Origin of the sequence: Rosistilla carotiformis (genome assembly GCF_007753095.1) — a bacterium.
Taxonomy (GTDB): domain Bacteria; phylum Planctomycetota; class Planctomycetia; order Pirellulales; family Pirellulaceae; genus Rosistilla; species Rosistilla carotiformis.
The window spans coordinates 6,778,559-6,795,879 of record NZ_CP036348.1 but is presented as its reverse complement, the minus strand read 5'-3'; the positions used below and the strand labels follow the sequence as shown (position 1 = coordinate 6,795,879).

Here is a 17,321-nt window from a genome sequence, read left to right as displayed (position 1 = left end):
ATAACAAACGTTATGTGAGGATCAGCCATCCAACTGAAGTTGCTGGATGGCTAATCGAGCGATAAGCAAAAGGTGTGCCGGTGTTAGTTGCGGAGGTCCGAGGAGGGGCGTTTTACGCAGCGATTTGCTGTGTTTTTTGTTCTCCGAGTTTTTGACGTTTCTCGACGAGAGACACGCAATTGCTGGTTTCTTGCCTAGGAAGCGTGCCGTCGACGCCTATCGATTGTGCGTTGATTGTCGATTGGGCGGGCAGTCGATTCGGGGTGCTTTCTGATAAACTCGGTGCATGGAAACCCAAGAACCTGAAGAATTTTCGATCGAATCGCAACTGCTCGCCGCCCTGGAGAGAAGCTGGGGGTACGATGCCTTTCGCCCGCTGCAGCGCGAGGCGATGCAGTGCGTGATGCAGCATCGCGACAGCGTCGTTGTGCTGCCGACTGGTGGCGGGAAATCGCTCTGCTTCCAAGCCCCGGCGACCTGTCTCGACGGGATGGGCGTGGTCGTGTCGCCGTTGATCTCGTTGATGAAAGACCAAGTCGATGCGCTCCGCAGTTGCGGTATTTCGGCGGCGTATATCAACAGCACGCTCTCGGCTGACGAGCGTCGCGAGATCGCCGACCAGATCCAGGCGGGAGAGCTGAAACTGCTGTACGTCGCCCCCGAGCGACTTGTCGACGCGCGGATGATCGAGTTCCTGAAGTCTGCCAAGGTTTCGATGGTGGCGATCGACGAAGCCCACTGTATCAGCGCGTGGGGGCACGACTTCCGGCCCGAGTTCCGGCAGTTGCGGTTCCTTAAAGAGGCCTTCCCCGGCGTTGGCGTGCACGCCTACACGGCGACCGCGTCGCAGCAGGTTCGCGAGGACATCGCCCAGCAGTTGCAATTGGAATCGCCGCAGATGCTGGTCGGCGGTTTCGATCGTCCAAATCTGGTTTATCGCGTTTTGGCGGCGAACAATCGGTTCGGGCAGGTCTGCGAAGTCATCCAGCGGCACGCCGGTGAATCGGGAATCGTCTACTGTATCAGCCGCAAGGAGGTCGATCGGACGACGGAGAATCTGGTCCGGTTGGGCTTCAAGGCCGCTCCCTATCACGCCGGATTGAGTGATACTCAGCGGGCGCAGAACCAGGAAGCGTTCCTCAGCGAGCAGGTCGATGTGATCGTGGCAACCGTTGCCTTTGGGATGGGGATCGATAAATCGAACGTCCGGTACGTGGTCCACGCTGGGATGCCGAAGTCGTTGGAGCACTATCAACAGGAGAGCGGGCGTGCCGGACGCGATGGCCTGGAGGCCGAATGCGTGCTGATCTACAGCGGCGGCGATCTGGTGACGTGGAAACGGATCATGCGCGGCGGCGATCCGTCGGTCTTCGATTCCGCGGTTGCGTCGCTCGAAGCGATGAACCACTTCTGCGCGTCGGTCTCCTGCCGCCATCGATCGATCGTCCGCTACTTTGGCCAAGATCTCGAGGCGGAGAAATGCGGAGCCTGTGACGTCTGTCTGGACGAGATCGATTTGGTCGACGATGCGACGACGATCGGTCAAAAGATCTTGTCGAATGTGTTGCGGACCGAGGAGCGGTTCGGAGCCGACTACAACGCCAAGTGCCTGGTCGGATCGCAGGAGCAGCGGATCGTGCAGATGGGGCACGACAAACTTTCGACCTATGGGCTGCTCTCCAGCGAGACCGTCAACACGGTCCGCGGTTGGATCGAACAACTGGTGGAGCAAGGTTTCTTGTTGCGTAGCGGCGAATACAACACGATCAGCGTGACGCCAAGCGGTCGCCAGTTGTTGCGCCGCGAGGTGGAGCCACGGTTGTTACGCCCCGCCAATAAAGAGGCTCAGCCCAAGGCGGCGTCGGCCGAATCGTGGGAGGGTGTCGATCGCGGGCTGTTCGAACACTTGCGTCAGTTGCGCGGGAAGATCGCCGCGGAGAAGAAGGTGCCGGCTTATGTCGTCTTCGGCGACGTGACGCTTCGCGACATGGCTCGCATCCGTCCGTCGGACGTTCCTCGCTTGATGACGGTCTCGGGAGTCGGCGAGAAGAAGCAGCAGGACTTTGGCGAGTTCTTCCTCGCGGAAATCGCCAGCTACTGCGCCCAGCATGATCTGCAGCAAGATGCCGCCGTGGCGACGCGAGCGGTCAAACCGGTCGCTAAGAAACCGAAGGCGTTGGCTGCGTCGAGCCTTGCCGCGATGGATCTGTTCCGCAACGGAATGTCGTTGGACGATGCGGTTGTCGAACTGAAGCGAGCCCGGTCGACAGTAGCCGGTTATTTGAACGACTACCTGAAGCACGAACGCGTCACCGACCCAACTCCGTGGGTCGAGACCGAGGTGATCCAGCAGATCGAAGCCGTGCTTGCCGAAACGGGGCTCGAGCGGCTGCGGCCGATCTTCGACGCCCTCGACGGTAAGGTCGATTACGATTCGATTCGGATCGTCGCCAGTTGCTGGAGCAACCGGCAAGGCGAAGCGGGATGATCCCGCTTGGGACGCTGTGGCGGTTGCCTAGAACAAGCTCGCGATCGGTACACCGCCGTCGGTGATCGGAACGGGGCGATCGCCATCGTATAGATTGATGCTGGTGTCGATTCCCATCGTCGCCATGATCGTGGCAAAGGCATCGGGAACGGAGATCGGGTTTTCGACAGCGTTCATCGCCAGTTCGTCGCTGACTCCGTAGGCTCCTTGGTGTCGCAAGCCGCCGCCGGCCAGGACCATCGAGAAGTTCTTGCTGTAGTGACCGCGGCCGCCGCCGGAATCGAACTGAGCCGGGCGACCGAATTCGCTGTTGATCACGATCAGCGTCTTGTCGAGCATCTTGTGGGCTTCGAGGTCAGCCATCAGCGCCGACATCGACCGGTCTAGCTCTTGGATCAACACGTGCTGGTTCAATTGGCCGTCGTTGTGCGTGTCCCAGCCGGTTCCGTTGCGGAAGTTCATGTTGTGGGAGACTTCGATGAAACGGACGCCCGATTGGAACAACCGCCGCGTCATCAGCAGACGCTGGCCGAAGCCGTCGCCATATTGGTTCCGCAAGTCGTCCGGTTCGTTGCTCAGATCGAACGACTTCATAAAGTCGGGGCCGCTCAAACGCAGGCTCTCCGCAACCGCCGAATCGTAATCGGCGTACAGCTTGTCGCCGGCAAACCGCTTGCGGCCCGCGGTTCGGACGGCGGAGAGGAGTTGTTCGCGGCGAGCTTGTCGACCGTCGGTGATCTCCGCTGGACGAGCCAGTCCGGCCGGACCCGATTTGATATCGGTCAGGTAGACAAAGCCAGCCTTCTGGCCCAGGAAGCCCGGGCCGCGGGTGAGGTTGGGATATCCGATCAGCATGTAGGCGGGAACGCCTTCGCCGGCGGCGCCGCGTTGGTCGGCGATGATCGAACCGATCGATGGGTATTGGACGGTGCCGGTCGTCGGCCGGCCGGTGTGCATCCGGTTGGTCGCCGCCGCGTGTTCATCGACGACGTCGTGGTGAACCGTTCGCAGCGCGGTCACGCGGTCCATCATCCGTGCGGTTCCCGACAGGTGCTCGCAAACCTGGACGCCCGGGACAGCGGTGTCGATCGCTTTGTAGTAGCTGCCCGCCTTCTTCGCCTTCGCGTCTCCCATCGCTTTGGGATCGAAGGTGTCGATCTGAGCCATGCCGCCGCCGAGCCAGATCATCACGCAATGTTCCGCTTTGCCCATCGGCATCGCGTTGGTTTGCGAAGCGAGCAGTGGAGTGGCAGCTGCAGCAGCGGCGGTCGATTGCAAAAAGTGTCGTCGTTTCATGGCAAGATCGTTGGGTTGCGTGGGAATGTGTCAGAGGGGAAGTTTCCTGGGCGATTGAAAGATCCGTTATGGGACCATGATCATTTCGGGGCTGTTCAACAGCGACCAGATCGCATCTTCAGCTCGCAATCGCCAGGCTTCGGTCAACATTCGTGTCGGTGGATCACCTTGGCGTGCGTAGGCTTCCATCTCGACCTTGATCACATTGGCTTCCGAATTCAGGTGGTTCGACCACGAGACATAACGGAACCGTTTGGGAGGCTGCGGAGCAAAGGCGTCGATGTCGCTGACCAATCGATCGGCGTAGCCAGGTTCCAGCAGTTCGCGGAACTGGGCCCGTTCGGGATCGGTCGCTTTGCGAGTCAACATCCGCAGATACAACGCGTCGATGAAGGCGTCGAGGTCTTGATCCTGCAGCGCCAATTGCGTCAGTTCGCTGTGGTCGCTCAGTCGCGTCAGCCAGGTGCCGAAGGTCGCGTTGGCCAGTACGCCCGGCTGGATCAGGTTGGGCGTCTCTTCGCGTTGGCTGATCGGTTCGGGGCGGGAGTTCCGCCATCCGAAGGCCTTCAAAACGTCGATGATCGCTTGGGCACGCGGCAGTGCCAGGCTGGGGCGATCGCGTTCGTTCGCCAACGTTGTGAATTCCCACGACCGTTTGGGGAATCCGAAATTGACAAACGTGTTCGGTGGCAACGTTCCTTCGATGTCCATTGTCAATTGTTCGGTACGCATCGTTTGGCCAACGGCGTGCAGCGACGAATCGACGATCTGTTCAGCCGACATGCGGCGGCGATAGGGGCCCGCGAACAGGCGTTGTTCGCCATCGACTGGGATCGCAACGCGTTGGTAAGCGTCGCTGGAAAGGATCGCCCGTTGCAGTTCTTTCTGGTCGTAGCCCGATTGGATCAGGATATCGGCAATCGCCGCCAGCAGTGCGGGATCGCTGGGCGGATTGCCTTCCCAGTCGTCGACCGGTTGCACGATTCCGGCTCCCATCAGACGCGTCCAGATTCGGTTGGCGATCACTTCGCTGAACCGTCGCGATGCAGTGATTTGCGCCGCCAGGACCTGCCGCGAATCGGAGGGATCTTGAACGATGTCCGTTGCGCTTTCGGACGACAGGCTGGCGAAAGGCCATTCCGGTCGGACGGTCGATCCCGGTTTCAGGGTGACTTCGATCAACGATTTGCGGGCTTGCTTTTCGAAGAAGGCCGCCGGTACCGTGCTGCTCTCGGGCAGCTTGATCGAATTGCGACTGAGCATCGCAGCCATCTGGAACAGATCGCCCTGCTTCCACGAGTGGTAAGGGGCGTCGTGGCATCGGGCGCATTTCATTTCGACGCCCATGAAGGCGGTGCCGATCACGTGGGCTTTGGCAGCCATCGGCACATCGTTTTGCGAAGCGATCGAAAATCCAGCCGAGCCGCCGTACCATTGGCTGCCCCGCATCATCATCAACTCGGTCGCAAAGCGATCGATCGGTTTGTTGTCCTGCAACGCCTCGAGGATCCAGAACCGGAACGGTCCGGTGTTGTTAAGTGTTGGTTTCAGCAGGTTCGGGTTTTCAGCGAATACGTCCTGCCAGTAGCCGACCCAGTTTTCGGCCCAACGGGGATCGTTCAACAAGCGATCGATCGCGTTATCGCGGCGGGTGGCGGGATCGTCGTTGAAGAACTGGTCGATCTCTTCGAGCGTTGGCGCGAGGCCGATGGTGTCGATCGAGACTCGGCGTAAGAAGGTGTAGTCGTCGACGTTGTCGGTAAGTTCGACCGGCGGCTTGGAGGTCTGAGTCATCGCGGCGCCGTCGGCGATCCATTGGCGAACCGCTGCAATCTCCTCTTTGCTCAGCCCGTCGCCCTTGGGAGGCATGCGGTAGTCGTCGGCATCGGCGGAGATCAGGTCCATCAGATAGCTGGCGTCGGGATCGCCCGGCACGACGGCGGGATCGCCCGATTCACCCCCTTCTAAAAGCGATTGGCGATCGACAACGCTCAGTTCTCCCTGCCGCTTTTCGCTGTGACAGCGGGCGCAGTGAGATGCCAAGATCGGTTCGATCCGCTCGCGATAGAAGGTATCCGATGCGGTCGCCGTAGCGGCAGCTTGGCGTTCTGTATTGACGGCGTCGATCTTCGCGGCGATCAGACGGTCGATCTCCCGCGACGCGGGTTCTTCCAACAGATGCTGCCGCGCGTATTCGTGTCGCTGCTGCCAATAATCGGATTGGATCTTGTTGGCAGCTCGCCGTCGCTCGCGGTTCATTTCGCCCACCAGTTGCTTGTGGTCGGCGGCAAAGGCCAGCCAGCCCTCGTCGGTCAGCGGGTACGATTTGCCTGGACCAATGATTTCAAACATCTCGCCGGGACGAGCGATCGCGATGCACGATTCGCCAAACTCCAGGCGATATCGCGGCCCGCCAACGATCGCTTCAAACAGGATCTGGTGCGTTTTGCCGTCGCTGTGGAAGTCGACGATCCGTTCGGAATCGCTCATGAAGTGCGGACGCATTCCCGGCACGGGAACCTTCGGCAGCGGATCGACCACGTGGTGAGCACCGGCTCGGTTCGGTTGCCGCGGCGTCGTGACGACGTCCTGGTCGTCGATCTTCAGTCGCGAGTAGCCGCGCGATCGAACCAGCAGTTGGTAGTCGCCCGGCGGCAGTGTCAATTCGGTCCATGCGCGGACGACCATCGACTTTTGGTTGCCTTCAGTCCAATCGTCGCGGATGCCCCAGTCATCGTATTTGTAGGGAAGCTGGGAGAACGCGAGCGAGTCCTGGTGCCATTCCAGTTGCGGTTCGTCCATTCGTCGCGGGATCGAATCGAAGGTCGCCGTGGGGCCCAACAGTTGGACGAGGACCTTGCCTTCGGGGACCTCTGGCTTTTTGATCGGTTGCGGAACGTATTTGTAACGCGACGCGATCAGTTCGCTGGGCAGTTCGTTTCGGTACAGCTTCAGTTCATCGATCTCGCCGTTGAACGAACAGCTGCGGGCTCCCTTCATCGACGACCCGATCCAGACCTCGTCTTCATCGACGACGGGGGCTCGTTTGGTTGGACCTCCCATATCCCAGGCGCCTTTGACCGGCTTGCCATCGACGAAACCTTGGATCGTCTCTGGCTTGCCAAATTGGTAGGAGACTGCGATGTGATGCCAGCCGCTTCCCGGAGCGAAGCCTTTGGACGAAGTCCAGCGATGCCAATCGGCGGGGCCAGCTTCGTCGGCGCGGCTGCGGAACAAGAAGTTCACGCAGGCTTCGCCACGGTGATTGCTCAACCGCACGGCCCAGTTCTGGTTGTCGGATTCGAAACCGCTGCGCCCGGTTCGTCCTTTGCCGATGATGTAGGCGTGCTGCACGATCGAATACAGATTCACCCACGCTTCGACCGAGATCCAATCGCCGTTGTCAAAATCGTAGCGGTCATCCTCCTTAGTATCTTCAAGGCGGATGTAGGCCGGAGCGTTCAACGACAGCGCCTGGTTCTCCTTCGTAAAGTCGGGGAACTCGGGAGCCGCGGGGCCCCATGGTTCCAGGTTCGCTTCGCCGACGATCGTGCCGGGAGGCTGTTGATCGAAGGACCATCCGAGGATCGGTTGCCCACTATTGTCGGCGGCTTTGCCCGTCGGCTGGATCGCGACCGACAAAAGCAGGGTTAAGGAAGCGAGCCAAGGCAGGCAGCTGTGGGAGAATCGCATATCGCATCGTTGGGGGCGCGAGGTGTGAAGGTGGGGATGCTGGATGGACATTATACCAGGTCGATGGGGGATCTGAACCCCAATCTTTTCCCGAGGATGCCGGTCTGTCTGCGTCGGCGAACGGTCAGATGTCATGCATCTGGTGGCGAGGCTGGAGTAGATGTTTCAGCCGAATCGCGCGAGTCGATCGACCGCCTCTCGCATCGATCGGGGCCGCGAAGCGGCCCGAGGGGGTAGCCGGAGGTTTGAGCGCAGCGAACACCACCGGACCCGAGCGTGAAGTCGGACGCCACCCCCAAAGGGGCGCATATCGATCTGCGCTCCCTGTGGGAACGTCGTGCGTGGTGGGCGTCCTGCTCCGGATGCCGGGCCGAAGGCCAGGCGATTTGCCTAGCCCAGGCCAACGGCCTGGGAACACATCGCCCCCAGGCGCCGCGAGGGCCAACGGCCCAGCGATTTGTTCGCCGATCGATCCTAATGCAGCAAATTGCCGGGCCGTTAGCCCTACCGATCGGATGCTGCGATCGCCATTCCCAGGCCGTTGGCCTGGGCTAGGCAAATTGCTGGAGCTTCGCCCCGCCAAACAAAACGGGGCTCCAAACATTCCGGCAGCCCATGGACCGCGAAGCGGCCCCAGACGGTAGCCGGTGGTTTGAGCGCAGCGAACGCCACCGGTAACCGAATCGTGAAATCGAACGCCGCCCCCGACGGGGGCGCACATCGGTCTGCGCTCCCTTCGGGAGCATCGCGCGTGGTGTGGGCTTTATTCCCCCCAGCGACAACAACATGCCACAGAGGGCTCAGAGTTCACAGAGAAGAGTCAGCCACAAACACCGATCCTCTGTGGCATCAACGGCCAATCATCCGAACGGATCGAAGACGATAGCGCAGCGAATACATCGGCCCGAATCCTTTGGAGGATTCTTCAGTCGTGTCACGGAGGTCGCTGAGCGCAGGGAGAAAATCATCCTCCCTCTTATTTCCTTGGCAATGGTGCGATTAGCGGACAGCTGACGGTTTCAAGCGGAGACCGTGAAAAGACTGTTGAGCTTACGGTGGGCGGGGTCGCCTGTCGTGCAAGTCGCCGTACGCAATTTCGCGCCGGGGGGGCGGTAAACCATTGCAATAAGTTGATTCTCTTGAGTGGTGTCGTTGATTCGGCGGTCGGAGGTGTTCTTTGTGGTGGGGTTAAAGTTGGATAGCAATCCTTTTTTAGGGGGTGATTGTGATTTTAAGCCCCCCTGAGGGCTGGTATATTGATCTCCCGCAGCGTGTTGTTGTGGCCCCCCGTTGTTGCGGGGATCGCCGTTTAATTTTGGCGTGCGTTGTTTTGGGGAGCCGCCCGAGCCTGGGTTCAGTAAGTTTGCAAACAGCGATGTTGAGTCTTAGGCATTACGCAGCGATTCGCGGTTTTCCGTTCACTTTTTGTTCTTTTTGTGAGGAGTTGATTGATGCAAATCAAGAGAAGGGCGTTCACTCTGGTGGAACTACTTGTGGTGATTGCAATCATCGGAATTTTGGTTGGCCTCTTGTTGCCAGCCGTGCAGGCAGCTCGCGAAGCGGCCAGAAGAATGCAGTGCGGGAATAACATGAAGCAATTGGGATTGGCATTGCACAATTACCATGACACGCACAACACCTTGCCTGCGGGAACCTGGAGACTTCAAGGTTGGGGTTTTTCGTTCTACTACAGCGTCTTGCCATATATTGAGCAGGGAGCACTTTATGACTCGATGACATCGTCGGGTGATCATCCTGGATACACCGGTGCAAACGCTCAGAATAGGGATGCCGTTAATGGCGTCACGTTGAGCGGGTTCATCTGTCCTTCAAATCCAATGGATCCCAACAAGGATGTTGGCGGAGGAGCGATAACGACAAGGCCGTCTTACGTTGGAATCGCTGGAGCGATTGACGAAGACAAAACGAGCAGCGCCACTCCGCCACAGGCAGGTGCGACTGGGGACACCGACGGTTTCCAGGAGCAGCGCAACCGAAATGGTTCCAATTGCTGTAATGCTCAAGAAATGGCTGGGCAGATGTCAGCTGGCGGCGTGTTTCCTACGAACAAATGGCTGTCGTTTGCAAAGCTGACCGACGGGACATCGAACGTCATGATGATCGGTGAAACCTCCTCGTGGATGTACGACAATGGGATCCAAATGGACAGCCGAACGACCCATGGATGGACGATGGGAACCGACGGGTCGGGGACCACAACTAACTGGAATGGTCCCAATTCTCGCCAGTTTAATGTCACGTCGATCCGTTACCCGATTGGCACCGATACTTGGGCACTTCCAGGCGTAGGCAGCAATTATGGGCCGAACAACCCCTTGCTCTCGGCGCACCCTGGAGGCGTTCAGGCCGTCTTCGGAGACGGTAGCGTTCACTTTATCGCTGAGACGATCGCGATGCCTATCGTTAAGTACTTGGCGACTCGAGATGACGGAGAGGTCGTCAATGGGTTCTAAGTAGGGGCGAACTCGACCGTCTCCATTGGTAAACACGGGGCGCTGCAAACAATCTCGCTTGCAGTGCCCTCTTTAGTTTTCGTCATTTGTTTTTTCGCGCGAGGGATTTTGATCGATGAATAATCTGTTTAGTTGGGTGGGCTGTCTGTGTCTAACAGTCTCATTAGTAGGATGCGGTGGAGAAGGGCCAAGTGGCACAGTGGCCGGCACCGTGACAATGGAGGGTAAGCCCGTTGCAGCGCAGATCTCGTTCAAGGGTGATAACGCTGCTGCAAGTGGAACGAGCGACGCGTCGGGTAACTTCCAGATGATGTCCGGCCCCAATGCGACCGTACCGATCGGCAAGTATCGTGTTAGCGTGACCGATGTTTCTTCGTCGGTCTCCAGCGAAGGAGCCGACTACGAAGCCATGATGACAAGCGGGCAGCCTGCCGCAGCACCTAAAAGCACGATCCCCGCTAAATACCAGGCATTTGGTACCAGTGAATTGGAGTTTGAAGTTACCGAGGGGGAGAACACCTTCAACATCGCACTGGAATAGCCGACGCCCGTTTAACGGTTGTACGCTAGGCCGAAGCTGATGCCTTGGGTCCAGAAACCGTTCTCTTGCCACTGGAACTCCGGACGCAGCGGTTCGGTCGCTGTGTTGGTCGCTGGTGGCAGTAGGTTCGGGTTGACGGAGGTATCGATCTGGTCGCCCGGACGGACGACGCGGTCCCAGTAGATGATCGAATATCCGAGGGTGGCTCGCCAATTGGGACGGAAGGCGTATCCGACCGTGGCTCCCAGTTCGGGAATCAATGCGAATCGGTTCCGTGTGTAGGTGCCGATGTTCGACGTTTGGGCTAGCAGGCCGCCAGGGGCATCGACGACATCGATGCCGTCGGTCGCCACGGTGCGGCCGGAGATTTGAACGGTTTGGCGATTGTTGCCGAAAGCAACTTTGCCCAGCATTTCCAGGCTGAGGCGTCGGTATTGCTCCTGCCAGCGAACGCCCAGTTCGCCACCGTTAAAGCGGTTGGTCGTGGTGAATTGATCGAAGATGTCGAACGTTGTTTCCGGCGGCGTCACCTCTTGCAAGTCCTCGCGGATCAGCAGGTTTTCGTCCAGCGAGGCGTAGCGGTATCCGACCAACAGATCGAAACGAGACTTGTTGATGATCGGACTGCAGGGGCCACAATCTTCGCAGCATTGCTGGCACTGATTCCAAACCAAGCGTACTCCGGCCGATTGGAAGTCCCCTTCGGCTTGAACGCTGGCGGTGCCGCGAAGCACGCCGGGGAAGGAGACCAGTTCGGCATCGGGCTGATTCGTCAGGACGTTGAAAAACGGGCGGGTGTAAACGGTGGAGCCCGCTGTGCCGTCGTCACCCACGCTGTGGAATTCGTTGATCGTGTCGAGGAACAGGTACTCGAATTCGATCCCCACGGTTTGGCAGTTGTCCAACCAGGTGCCACCGCGGACTCGCAATCCCGAACGCATTCCTTCCAGCAAATCGCCAGCCGATCCGCCAACCAACGGGGTGCCGATTTCTGGGTTCTGTTCGCTCGCCCGGGCCAGCAGAGCAGGTGTTGGCATGCCCGCCGACCACCACATCAAATACTCTGCCTGTAACCAAAGGTTTCCGCAGCCCGCCGCGTTGCCCGCATTCCAACCATCGGTGCCGCACGTCGGGCCAATCAGGCTGTCACATCCGATCGTGCCTTCGCAGCCACATGAGGTCTCGCCGCAGAGATCGCAGCCGGAGCCAAACAGTTGAGACTCGAAGCGTTCGGTTTCGTTGTAATCGACCACGTCGATCGCCGCGTCATCGGCAAACGGTTCGTGCGTCGCAAAGACGACTCGCTCATCCGCTGCAAGCAACGGGTTGACTAGAAGCATCGCCAGTAGCGACGTCTGCAATAGGCGCGCGGCCTGCTTTAGGATTGTGCTATTCAATGGATTGTCCCCCCACCTTTTCGATACCAGCAGCGGTTGGCTGGCTAGATCTGATATCGGCGGCAAAGTCGCGGCAATCGACAGAATCCGGAAAATATGCAAAGGTTGCCTAGTCCGCAAACTTTACCGTCGTCGCCTCACGTGGAGAGAGTGCCGCCGGGCTGAAGGCATTACGTTGCTGCGCGCGGTTGATCCGTTTCCGGCAGTCTTGGAGCGAGCTACCACTGGCCGGTCATCACACCGCGGGTCAATGCATGTCGCGGGGTTGACTGCTTCAGCGATTCCATCGCCTGTTCTGCCTGCTGTCTCAGCAGATCCACCATGTCGGGAACGCGGGAGGCGATGTCATTGCTATCAAAACGGTCGTCCGGTTTGCGGAACAGCCCGAAGTCGGTCCCGGAGCGGCAGAGGTTCCACCACGGAGTTTGGAAGCTTGCGACGGCACCGTGGGAATCGACGGTAAGTGCCCAGTTGGTAGCCGCTTGAGCATCGGTCCAACCGATCGGAGTGGCATCGTGCAGCAAGCCGGTCGGGCCCTGCTCCAGCCACCCACGAAGCGTGGGGGCGACTTCCCACGGCTGGCAGATCCGCAACGAACGCAATGGATCTTGGCGGGGGATGCGAACGATCAAGGGGACGTGTGAAGAAACGCTGCGGTGGTCCCCGTTGGCAAAACCAAAGCGATCATTCTCCCCGAGTGCCATGCCGCTGGTACCGATCACGATCAGCAAGGTTTCTTCGCATTCGGGGCTGGATTCGATCGCGTCGGCGACGATGCCGATCAGGATATCTAGCAAACGCACTTGCCCACCGTAAACCGCCATCCACGCCAACATCTCGTCGGGTTCCAGCGCGTCGTGTTGGCAAAGTTCCGGTGGCGTCGTCTGCTCTGGCAGCATCATCTCATCGTCGGCATGGCACAACGCACGTGGCACATCCCAGCACCGGGGCAAACTGGAAGCATGCAGCCAACAGAGTCGACAGTCGGGATCGTTGATCGCATCGATGCCGGAGGCAAACAGCTGTGCCAACGCAGTCTGTTCGACTTCTTCTCGCGGCGTCGCGGGGATTGCGTAGGGGACGACGACTTGGTTTTCGAACTGCTTGGCCAGCGGCAGGTCGGCGATCCGGGAATCGTCGACGACCAGGACGGCTCCCGATTGGTAAAGCGGTTCGGCGGTCTTAGGCCCCTGGGCGGCGTGCGTTCCGGAAAGCAATGCGCCTAGCGATTCGATCGGGTCGAGCGAGTCGGCGTAGCAGCGTTCAAAGACGAGCGACTTTGCGGCCAGTTGATTCAAGTTGGGAGTCGGTTGCCAGGAGCAGCCGTAGGGTTGCAGGCTGGCCGGGGCAAGCCCATCGACGGAGAGGACGACGGCGCGTGAGGGCATGGATAGAGGCGGTTCCGGGGGGCGGCACTTATATTGACAGCAATCCCGTGGCGTTCGTGGACTGCGGTGTCGCGCGATGTTGTTTCGTTAAACGCCCGACGGTTGCGGAGCTGGTTGGGCCCCACGATGGAGCGCGTCGGAAGCAATTGATGAACATCTTAAAGGGACGGCTCGGCCGAGGTAAGTCGCCGCTTGGCAACGGGGCAATTATCCATGGTTGGAAAAAACTTGCGGTTGGTTCGCATCTTGGCCAAGTTGTTCGATGATCGTGTAGCGGTCGCGGTACATCCAGCGACGCAGGAATCCCGCCAATCGCAGGCCCGGATCGGCGGAATCGATAATGTGTTCCTTCCCCCGGCGAGTCTTTAGCAGCAGCCGACCGTCATTCAAAACCCGCTCCACAATCCAGTATTTTTCCACGACATAGGAGTACTGTTCCCCTTTAGGAGACGGATGGACCTGTTGGGCACGCGGTCCCGGTAATGGTCCGGTCTTGCTTTTGCGATAGACAACCCAGTCGCCCGCCATATAAGTGGGACGTATCATTGACCTTGCTCCGTAGATTGTGGGCAGGGAGGAATCGAAGGCTTGAATGGAGGAGATTTTCTTCGATTGCCACGGGCTGCCCGTCAGTCCGCGTCCAGTGAAAACGGTTGCGTCGACCTGACATACCTCTATGATGTTGTGGATAATGAGTTTTGGCAAAGGCAATACGCTATAAAACCAAGGTGTTTAACCGTGTTTTCACATTTCGACCTGCTAGGCATCACAACCGAAGCTGCATTGTTCCTCGGTTTCGTCGTCTTTTGCATGTTCTTCGGTCTAATCGCCGCCTTTTTTGGGTTGCGGTACGGCAAGCTGTGGTTCCAGGCGTGGATGAGTGGTGCCGACGTCAGCATCACCTCGCTGTTGCGGATGCATTTCTGCAAGGTCCATGCATCGACAATTGTTACCGCCAAGGTGATGGCAGCTCAGGCAGGCCTCGATATCAGCCCTCGCAGCGGCATCAGCACCCGTCGTTTGGAGGCACATTATCTGGCCGGCGGCAATGTGATGAACATCATCAATGCGATCATCGCCGCTCACCGGGCGAACATCCCGTTGGTCTTCGATCAAGCGGCGGCAATCGACTTGGCCGGCCGTGACGTCTTGGATGCGGTTCGCACCAGCGTCTACCCGAAGGTTATCGATTGCCCCGATCCCAAGCGCAGTGGCAAGACCACCCTGAGTGCGATCTCGATGGACGGGGTCGAATTGCGAGTTCGAGCGCGCGTCACCGTCCGGACCAATCTGGAACAGTTGATCGGCGGTGCGACCGAAGAGACGATCATCGCGCGGGTGGGCGAAAGCATCATCAGTTCGTTGGGATCGTCCAAGTCGCACTCGATGGTTTTGGAGAATCCCGATCTGATCACACGGGCTGTGCTCAGCCGTGGTCTCGACGCGCACACCGCGTTCGAAATCGTCTCGATCGATATCGCCGACATCGACGTCGGCGAGAACATCGGCGCTCGCTTGCAGGCCGATCAGGCGGAAGCCGACACGCGTGTGGCGCGTGCTAACGCGGAACGTCGCCGCGCCGAGGCGGTAGCGGTCGAGCAGGAGAACAAGGCGAAGGTCGCCGAAAATCGTGCCCGCTTGGTCCTCTCCGAAGCCGAAGTGCCGCAGGCGATGGCCGAAGCGTTCCGCGGTGGCCGGATCAACGTCAACGAGAGTAATGGTCGTGTCTGAGCCTGCGGACCACGTCGCGACCCGGCGCAGCCAACGCGTCGAATTTCCCGGCGGCAGCGGCTTCCCGCTGGCCGGGATCATCGAGATGCCTACGGTTCCGGCGATCGCTCGGGCCACGTTCTCGCACTGTTTCACCTGCGGTAAGGATCTCAAGACGATCGTCCGGTTAAGTCGTCTGTTGGCGCAGCGTGGGATCATCGTGTTGCGGTTCGATATGACGGGGATTGGCGACAGCCAAGGGGACTTTGCCCAGACCAACTTCGAAACCAACCTTGCCGACCTGCGAGCCGCCGTCGCATATTTTGATACTCAATTCGATCAACCTGCGTTTCTGATTGGGCACAGTTTTGGCGGGGCGGCATCGTTGGCACTGACCGATGCATTGGATTCCATTCGCGGGACCGTCAGCATCGCCGCTCCCAGCGACACCTGGCATCTGGCCGATACGATGCTGCGGATGAATCCTGCGATTGACGTCGACGGCGTGGGGCAAGTGACGATCGGTGGGCGGTCGTTCACGATCCGCAAAGCGACTTTAGATCAATGGCGTCGGTACGATCTGGAATCAACCATCGCTGCGATCCGCAAGCCGATACTCGCGCTACATTCACCGGACGACGAAACGGTGGGCTACGAAAGCACTTCGCGTATCGTGCCGCGACACGACGGCGAGGCCGACGGGCCGGCGAAGTCGCGGAGCCTAATCACGCTGCCCGGATCGGATCATTTGCTGTTGAAGGATTCGCGCGACTTGGAATTTGTCGCCACCGTGATCGCCGGTTGGATTGAACGCCACGCGGATTAAGACTGCAAGCTTTTGCGGTTGTCGATCACCCGCCTCGCCTTGGCTTCGAAGCGGGGCAGCGAATCGGGTGGGACAATTTTCACGTCGATCCGCAATCCGATCGTCGCTTCGAATTGTTTGCCGATCCGCTGGGGATCGTTCTGCGGGTCTTCGACCTCGACACGCACCTGATCCATCTGTCCTTGTTTGCTCAGCAGGATCCGAAATTCGCCAAGTTCGGGGAAGCTGCGGATCACTCGTTCGATGCTGCTGGGGAAGACATTCACGCCGCGGACGACCACCATGTCGTCGGCCCGTCCCAACACGCCACCTTGCAGGCGGATGAACCGACACGTGTCCTGGTGCTCCCAGTGCGGCCGCACGAGATCGCCGGTTCGGTAGCGGATCATCGGCGCGCCGATGCGGCCCAGATTGGTCAGCACCAATTCGCTCAGCTGGCCCTCGTCCGCCGGAGTTCCATCTTTCAAAAGAAACTCGGCGATGAATTCTGATTCGATCACTTGTAACGAAGTACCGTCGGTCGTCCCGACGCCCCAGGGACCGATTTCCGTCGCCCCGCTGTGGTCGATCACCTTGGCGCCCCAAGCCGCTTCGATCCGCTGGCGGACCTCGGGAATCGATCCTCCCGGTTCGCCGGCCACGATCACGCAACGGATCGAAGATGATTCGATGGGGATCTCTTCGGCTTTCGCCACATCGGCCATGTGGAGCGCGTAGGTCGGCGTGCAGCAGAGGATCGTGGCATCGGAATCTTGCAGCAACGTCAACCGCGCTGCCGTCGAAAGCCCACCGCCGGGAATCACCATCGCGCCGCGGGCCGCCAGCGCGTCGTTGGCACTCCAGAAACCGATGAAGGGGCCAAAAGAAAACGCCATGAACGCTCGGTCGTCGGACGTCACATCGGCAGCATCGAGCACGAACTGCCAGGTGTCGATCCACCACTGCCAATCGTCGGCGGTATCCAACAGCGGCAGCGGTCGACCGGTCGTTCCGCTGGTTCGGTGCAGGCGGATGTAACGCGATGCATCGAAGGTATGGAACCGCGGCGGAAAGGTGTCTCCCGCCGCGATCAGGTCGGCTTTGGTAAGCGTCGGCAGTTGCCGCAGTTCGCCGAGTGACCGCAGTGGGAATGGGATGTCGACCAATCGTTCGGCATGAAACGCATTGTGCGGTAGAATGGTCTCGACCAGACGGTTGAACCGCTCCAGCTGAACCGCTTCCAAGAGGTCCCGAGGGAGCTGCGTAAACGAAAACCGATCGTGTGCGTCGTAGGTAAGCATGATCGCAACGATACAAGTAAAGTTGGCGTTGAACAAGCTTGTGATATAGCCCAATTGGGGCATAATAGTGTGTGGAATCTAAAGTCTTTGGTCGATTCAGGGTCGCTGAACGGGTAGCTCTCTTTTCACGAGCGATTCGATTCGACATGATTTCAATCAGGCACTTGGCTCTCGGTCGGCATGTTTTGCATCGCCGCGGAGCCTGGATTTACCGATCACTATCGATCC

The 17,321-nt window shown here is 59.2% G+C and carries 11 protein-coding genes; 5 read left to right on the top strand and 6 right to left on the bottom strand.

Features of this window, described 5'->3' with window-relative positions; genetic code table 11:
- Positions 1 to 286 precede the first annotated feature (286 nt).
- The gene (gene recQ / locus Poly24_RS24480) at positions 287 to 2,488 is read left to right on the top strand and encodes a DNA helicase RecQ (protein WP_145101822.1); all 2,202 of its coding nucleotides are present in this window, start codon (positions 287 to 289) and stop codon (positions 2,486 to 2,488) included.
- A 27-nt stretch (positions 2,489 to 2,515) separates the two neighbouring features.
- Here recQ and Poly24_RS24475 read toward each other — a convergent pair whose 3' ends face one another.
- Together Poly24_RS24475 and Poly24_RS24470 are read right to left on the bottom strand one after the other, a co-directional pair.
- The gene (locus Poly24_RS24475; RefSeq protein ID WP_145101820.1) at positions 2,516 to 3,784 is read right to left on the bottom strand and encodes a DUF1501 domain-containing protein; all 1,269 of its coding nucleotides are present in this window, start codon (positions 3,782 to 3,784) and stop codon (positions 2,516 to 2,518) included.
- A gap of 66 nt (positions 3,785 to 3,850) precedes the next feature.
- Positions 3,851 to 7,477: a DUF1553 domain-containing protein gene (locus Poly24_RS24470; RefSeq protein ID WP_197452151.1), complete on the bottom strand. Its 3,627-nt coding sequence runs from the start codon at positions 7,475 to 7,477 to the stop codon at positions 3,851 to 3,853.
- 1,451 nt (positions 7,478 to 8,928) lie between these two features.
- Here Poly24_RS24470 and Poly24_RS24465 point away from each other — a divergent pair.
- The gene (locus Poly24_RS24465) at positions 8,929 to 9,951 is read left to right on the top strand and encodes a DUF1559 domain-containing protein (RefSeq protein WP_145101816.1); all 1,023 of its coding nucleotides are present in this window, start codon (positions 8,929 to 8,931) and stop codon (positions 9,949 to 9,951) included.
- Positions 9,952 to 10,066: 115 nt separating this feature from the next.
- Positions 10,067 to 10,492: a hypothetical protein gene (locus tag Poly24_RS24460; RefSeq protein ID WP_145101814.1), complete on the top strand. Its 426-nt coding sequence runs from the start codon at positions 10,067 to 10,069 to the stop codon at positions 10,490 to 10,492.
- Positions 10,493 to 10,503: 11 nt separating this feature from the next.
- Here Poly24_RS24460 and Poly24_RS24455 read toward each other — a convergent pair whose 3' ends face one another.
- The 3 genes from Poly24_RS24455 to Poly24_RS24445 all read right to left on the bottom strand — a co-directional run bounded on the left by Poly24_RS24455 (position 10,504) and on the right by Poly24_RS24445 (position 13,823).
- On the bottom strand, positions 10,504 to 11,889 hold the full coding sequence (locus Poly24_RS24455; protein WP_145101812.1) for a BBP7 family outer membrane beta-barrel protein: 1,386 nt from the start codon (positions 11,887 to 11,889) through the stop codon (positions 10,504 to 10,506).
- Positions 11,890 to 12,107: 218 nt separating this feature from the next.
- On the bottom strand, positions 12,108 to 13,277 hold the full coding sequence (locus Poly24_RS24450; protein ID WP_145101810.1) for an alkaline phosphatase family protein: 1,170 nt from the start codon (positions 13,275 to 13,277) through the stop codon (positions 12,108 to 12,110).
- Between the two features lie 207 nt (positions 13,278 to 13,484).
- Positions 13,485 to 13,823, bottom strand: a complete 339-nt coding sequence (locus tag Poly24_RS24445) for a hypothetical protein (RefSeq protein WP_145101808.1) — start codon at positions 13,821 to 13,823, stop codon at positions 13,485 to 13,487.
- A gap of 237 nt (positions 13,824 to 14,060) precedes the next feature.
- Here Poly24_RS24445 and floA point away from each other — a divergent pair, with 237 nt between their 5' ends.
- Entirely contained in the window at positions 14,061 to 15,008 is a 948-nt protein-coding gene (gene floA, locus Poly24_RS24440) for a flotillin-like protein FloA (protein WP_231753673.1), read from the top strand.
- Positions 15,001 to 15,813: an alpha/beta hydrolase family protein gene (locus Poly24_RS24435; protein ID WP_231753330.1), complete on the top strand. Its 813-nt coding sequence runs from the start codon at positions 15,001 to 15,003 to the stop codon at positions 15,811 to 15,813. The genes floA and Poly24_RS24435 overlap by 8 nt, the downstream gene beginning before the upstream one ends.
- Here Poly24_RS24435 and Poly24_RS24430 read toward each other — a convergent pair.
- Positions 15,810 to 17,156, bottom strand: a complete 1,347-nt coding sequence (locus Poly24_RS24430) for a phenylacetate--CoA ligase family protein (protein ID WP_231753329.1) — start codon at positions 17,154 to 17,156, stop codon at positions 15,810 to 15,812. The genes Poly24_RS24435 and Poly24_RS24430 overlap by 4 nt on opposite strands.
- Positions 17,157 to 17,321 lie beyond the last annotated feature (165 nt).

What these genes read in the sequence shown, in the direction of transcription:
- recQ (WP_145101822.1), top strand. Translation starts at nt 287, where the DNA reads ATGGAAACCCAAGAACCTGAAGAATTTTCGATCGAATCGCAACTGCTC.
- Poly24_RS24475 (WP_145101820.1), bottom strand. Translation starts at nt 3,784, where the DNA reads ATGAAACGACGACACTTTTTGCAATCGACCGCCGCTGCTGCAGCTGCC.
- Poly24_RS24470 (WP_197452151.1), bottom strand. Translation starts at nt 7,477, where the DNA reads ATGCGATTCTCCCACAGCTGCCTGCCTTGGCTCGCTTCCTTAACCCTG.
- Poly24_RS24465 (WP_145101816.1), top strand. Translation starts at nt 8,929, where the DNA reads ATGCAAATCAAGAGAAGGGCGTTCACTCTGGTGGAACTACTTGTGGTG.
- Poly24_RS24460 (WP_145101814.1), top strand. Translation starts at nt 10,067, where the DNA reads ATGAATAATCTGTTTAGTTGGGTGGGCTGTCTGTGTCTAACAGTCTCA.
- Poly24_RS24450 (WP_145101810.1), bottom strand. Translation starts at nt 13,277, where the DNA reads ATGCCCTCACGCGCCGTCGTCCTCTCCGTCGATGGGCTTGCCCCGGCC.
- Poly24_RS24445 (WP_145101808.1), bottom strand. Translation starts at nt 13,823, where the DNA reads ATGATACGTCCCACTTATATGGCGGGCGACTGGGTTGTCTATCGCAAA.
- Poly24_RS24430 (WP_231753329.1), bottom strand. Translation starts at nt 17,156, where the DNA reads ATGCCCCAATTGGGCTATATCACAAGCTTGTTCAACGCCAACTTTACT.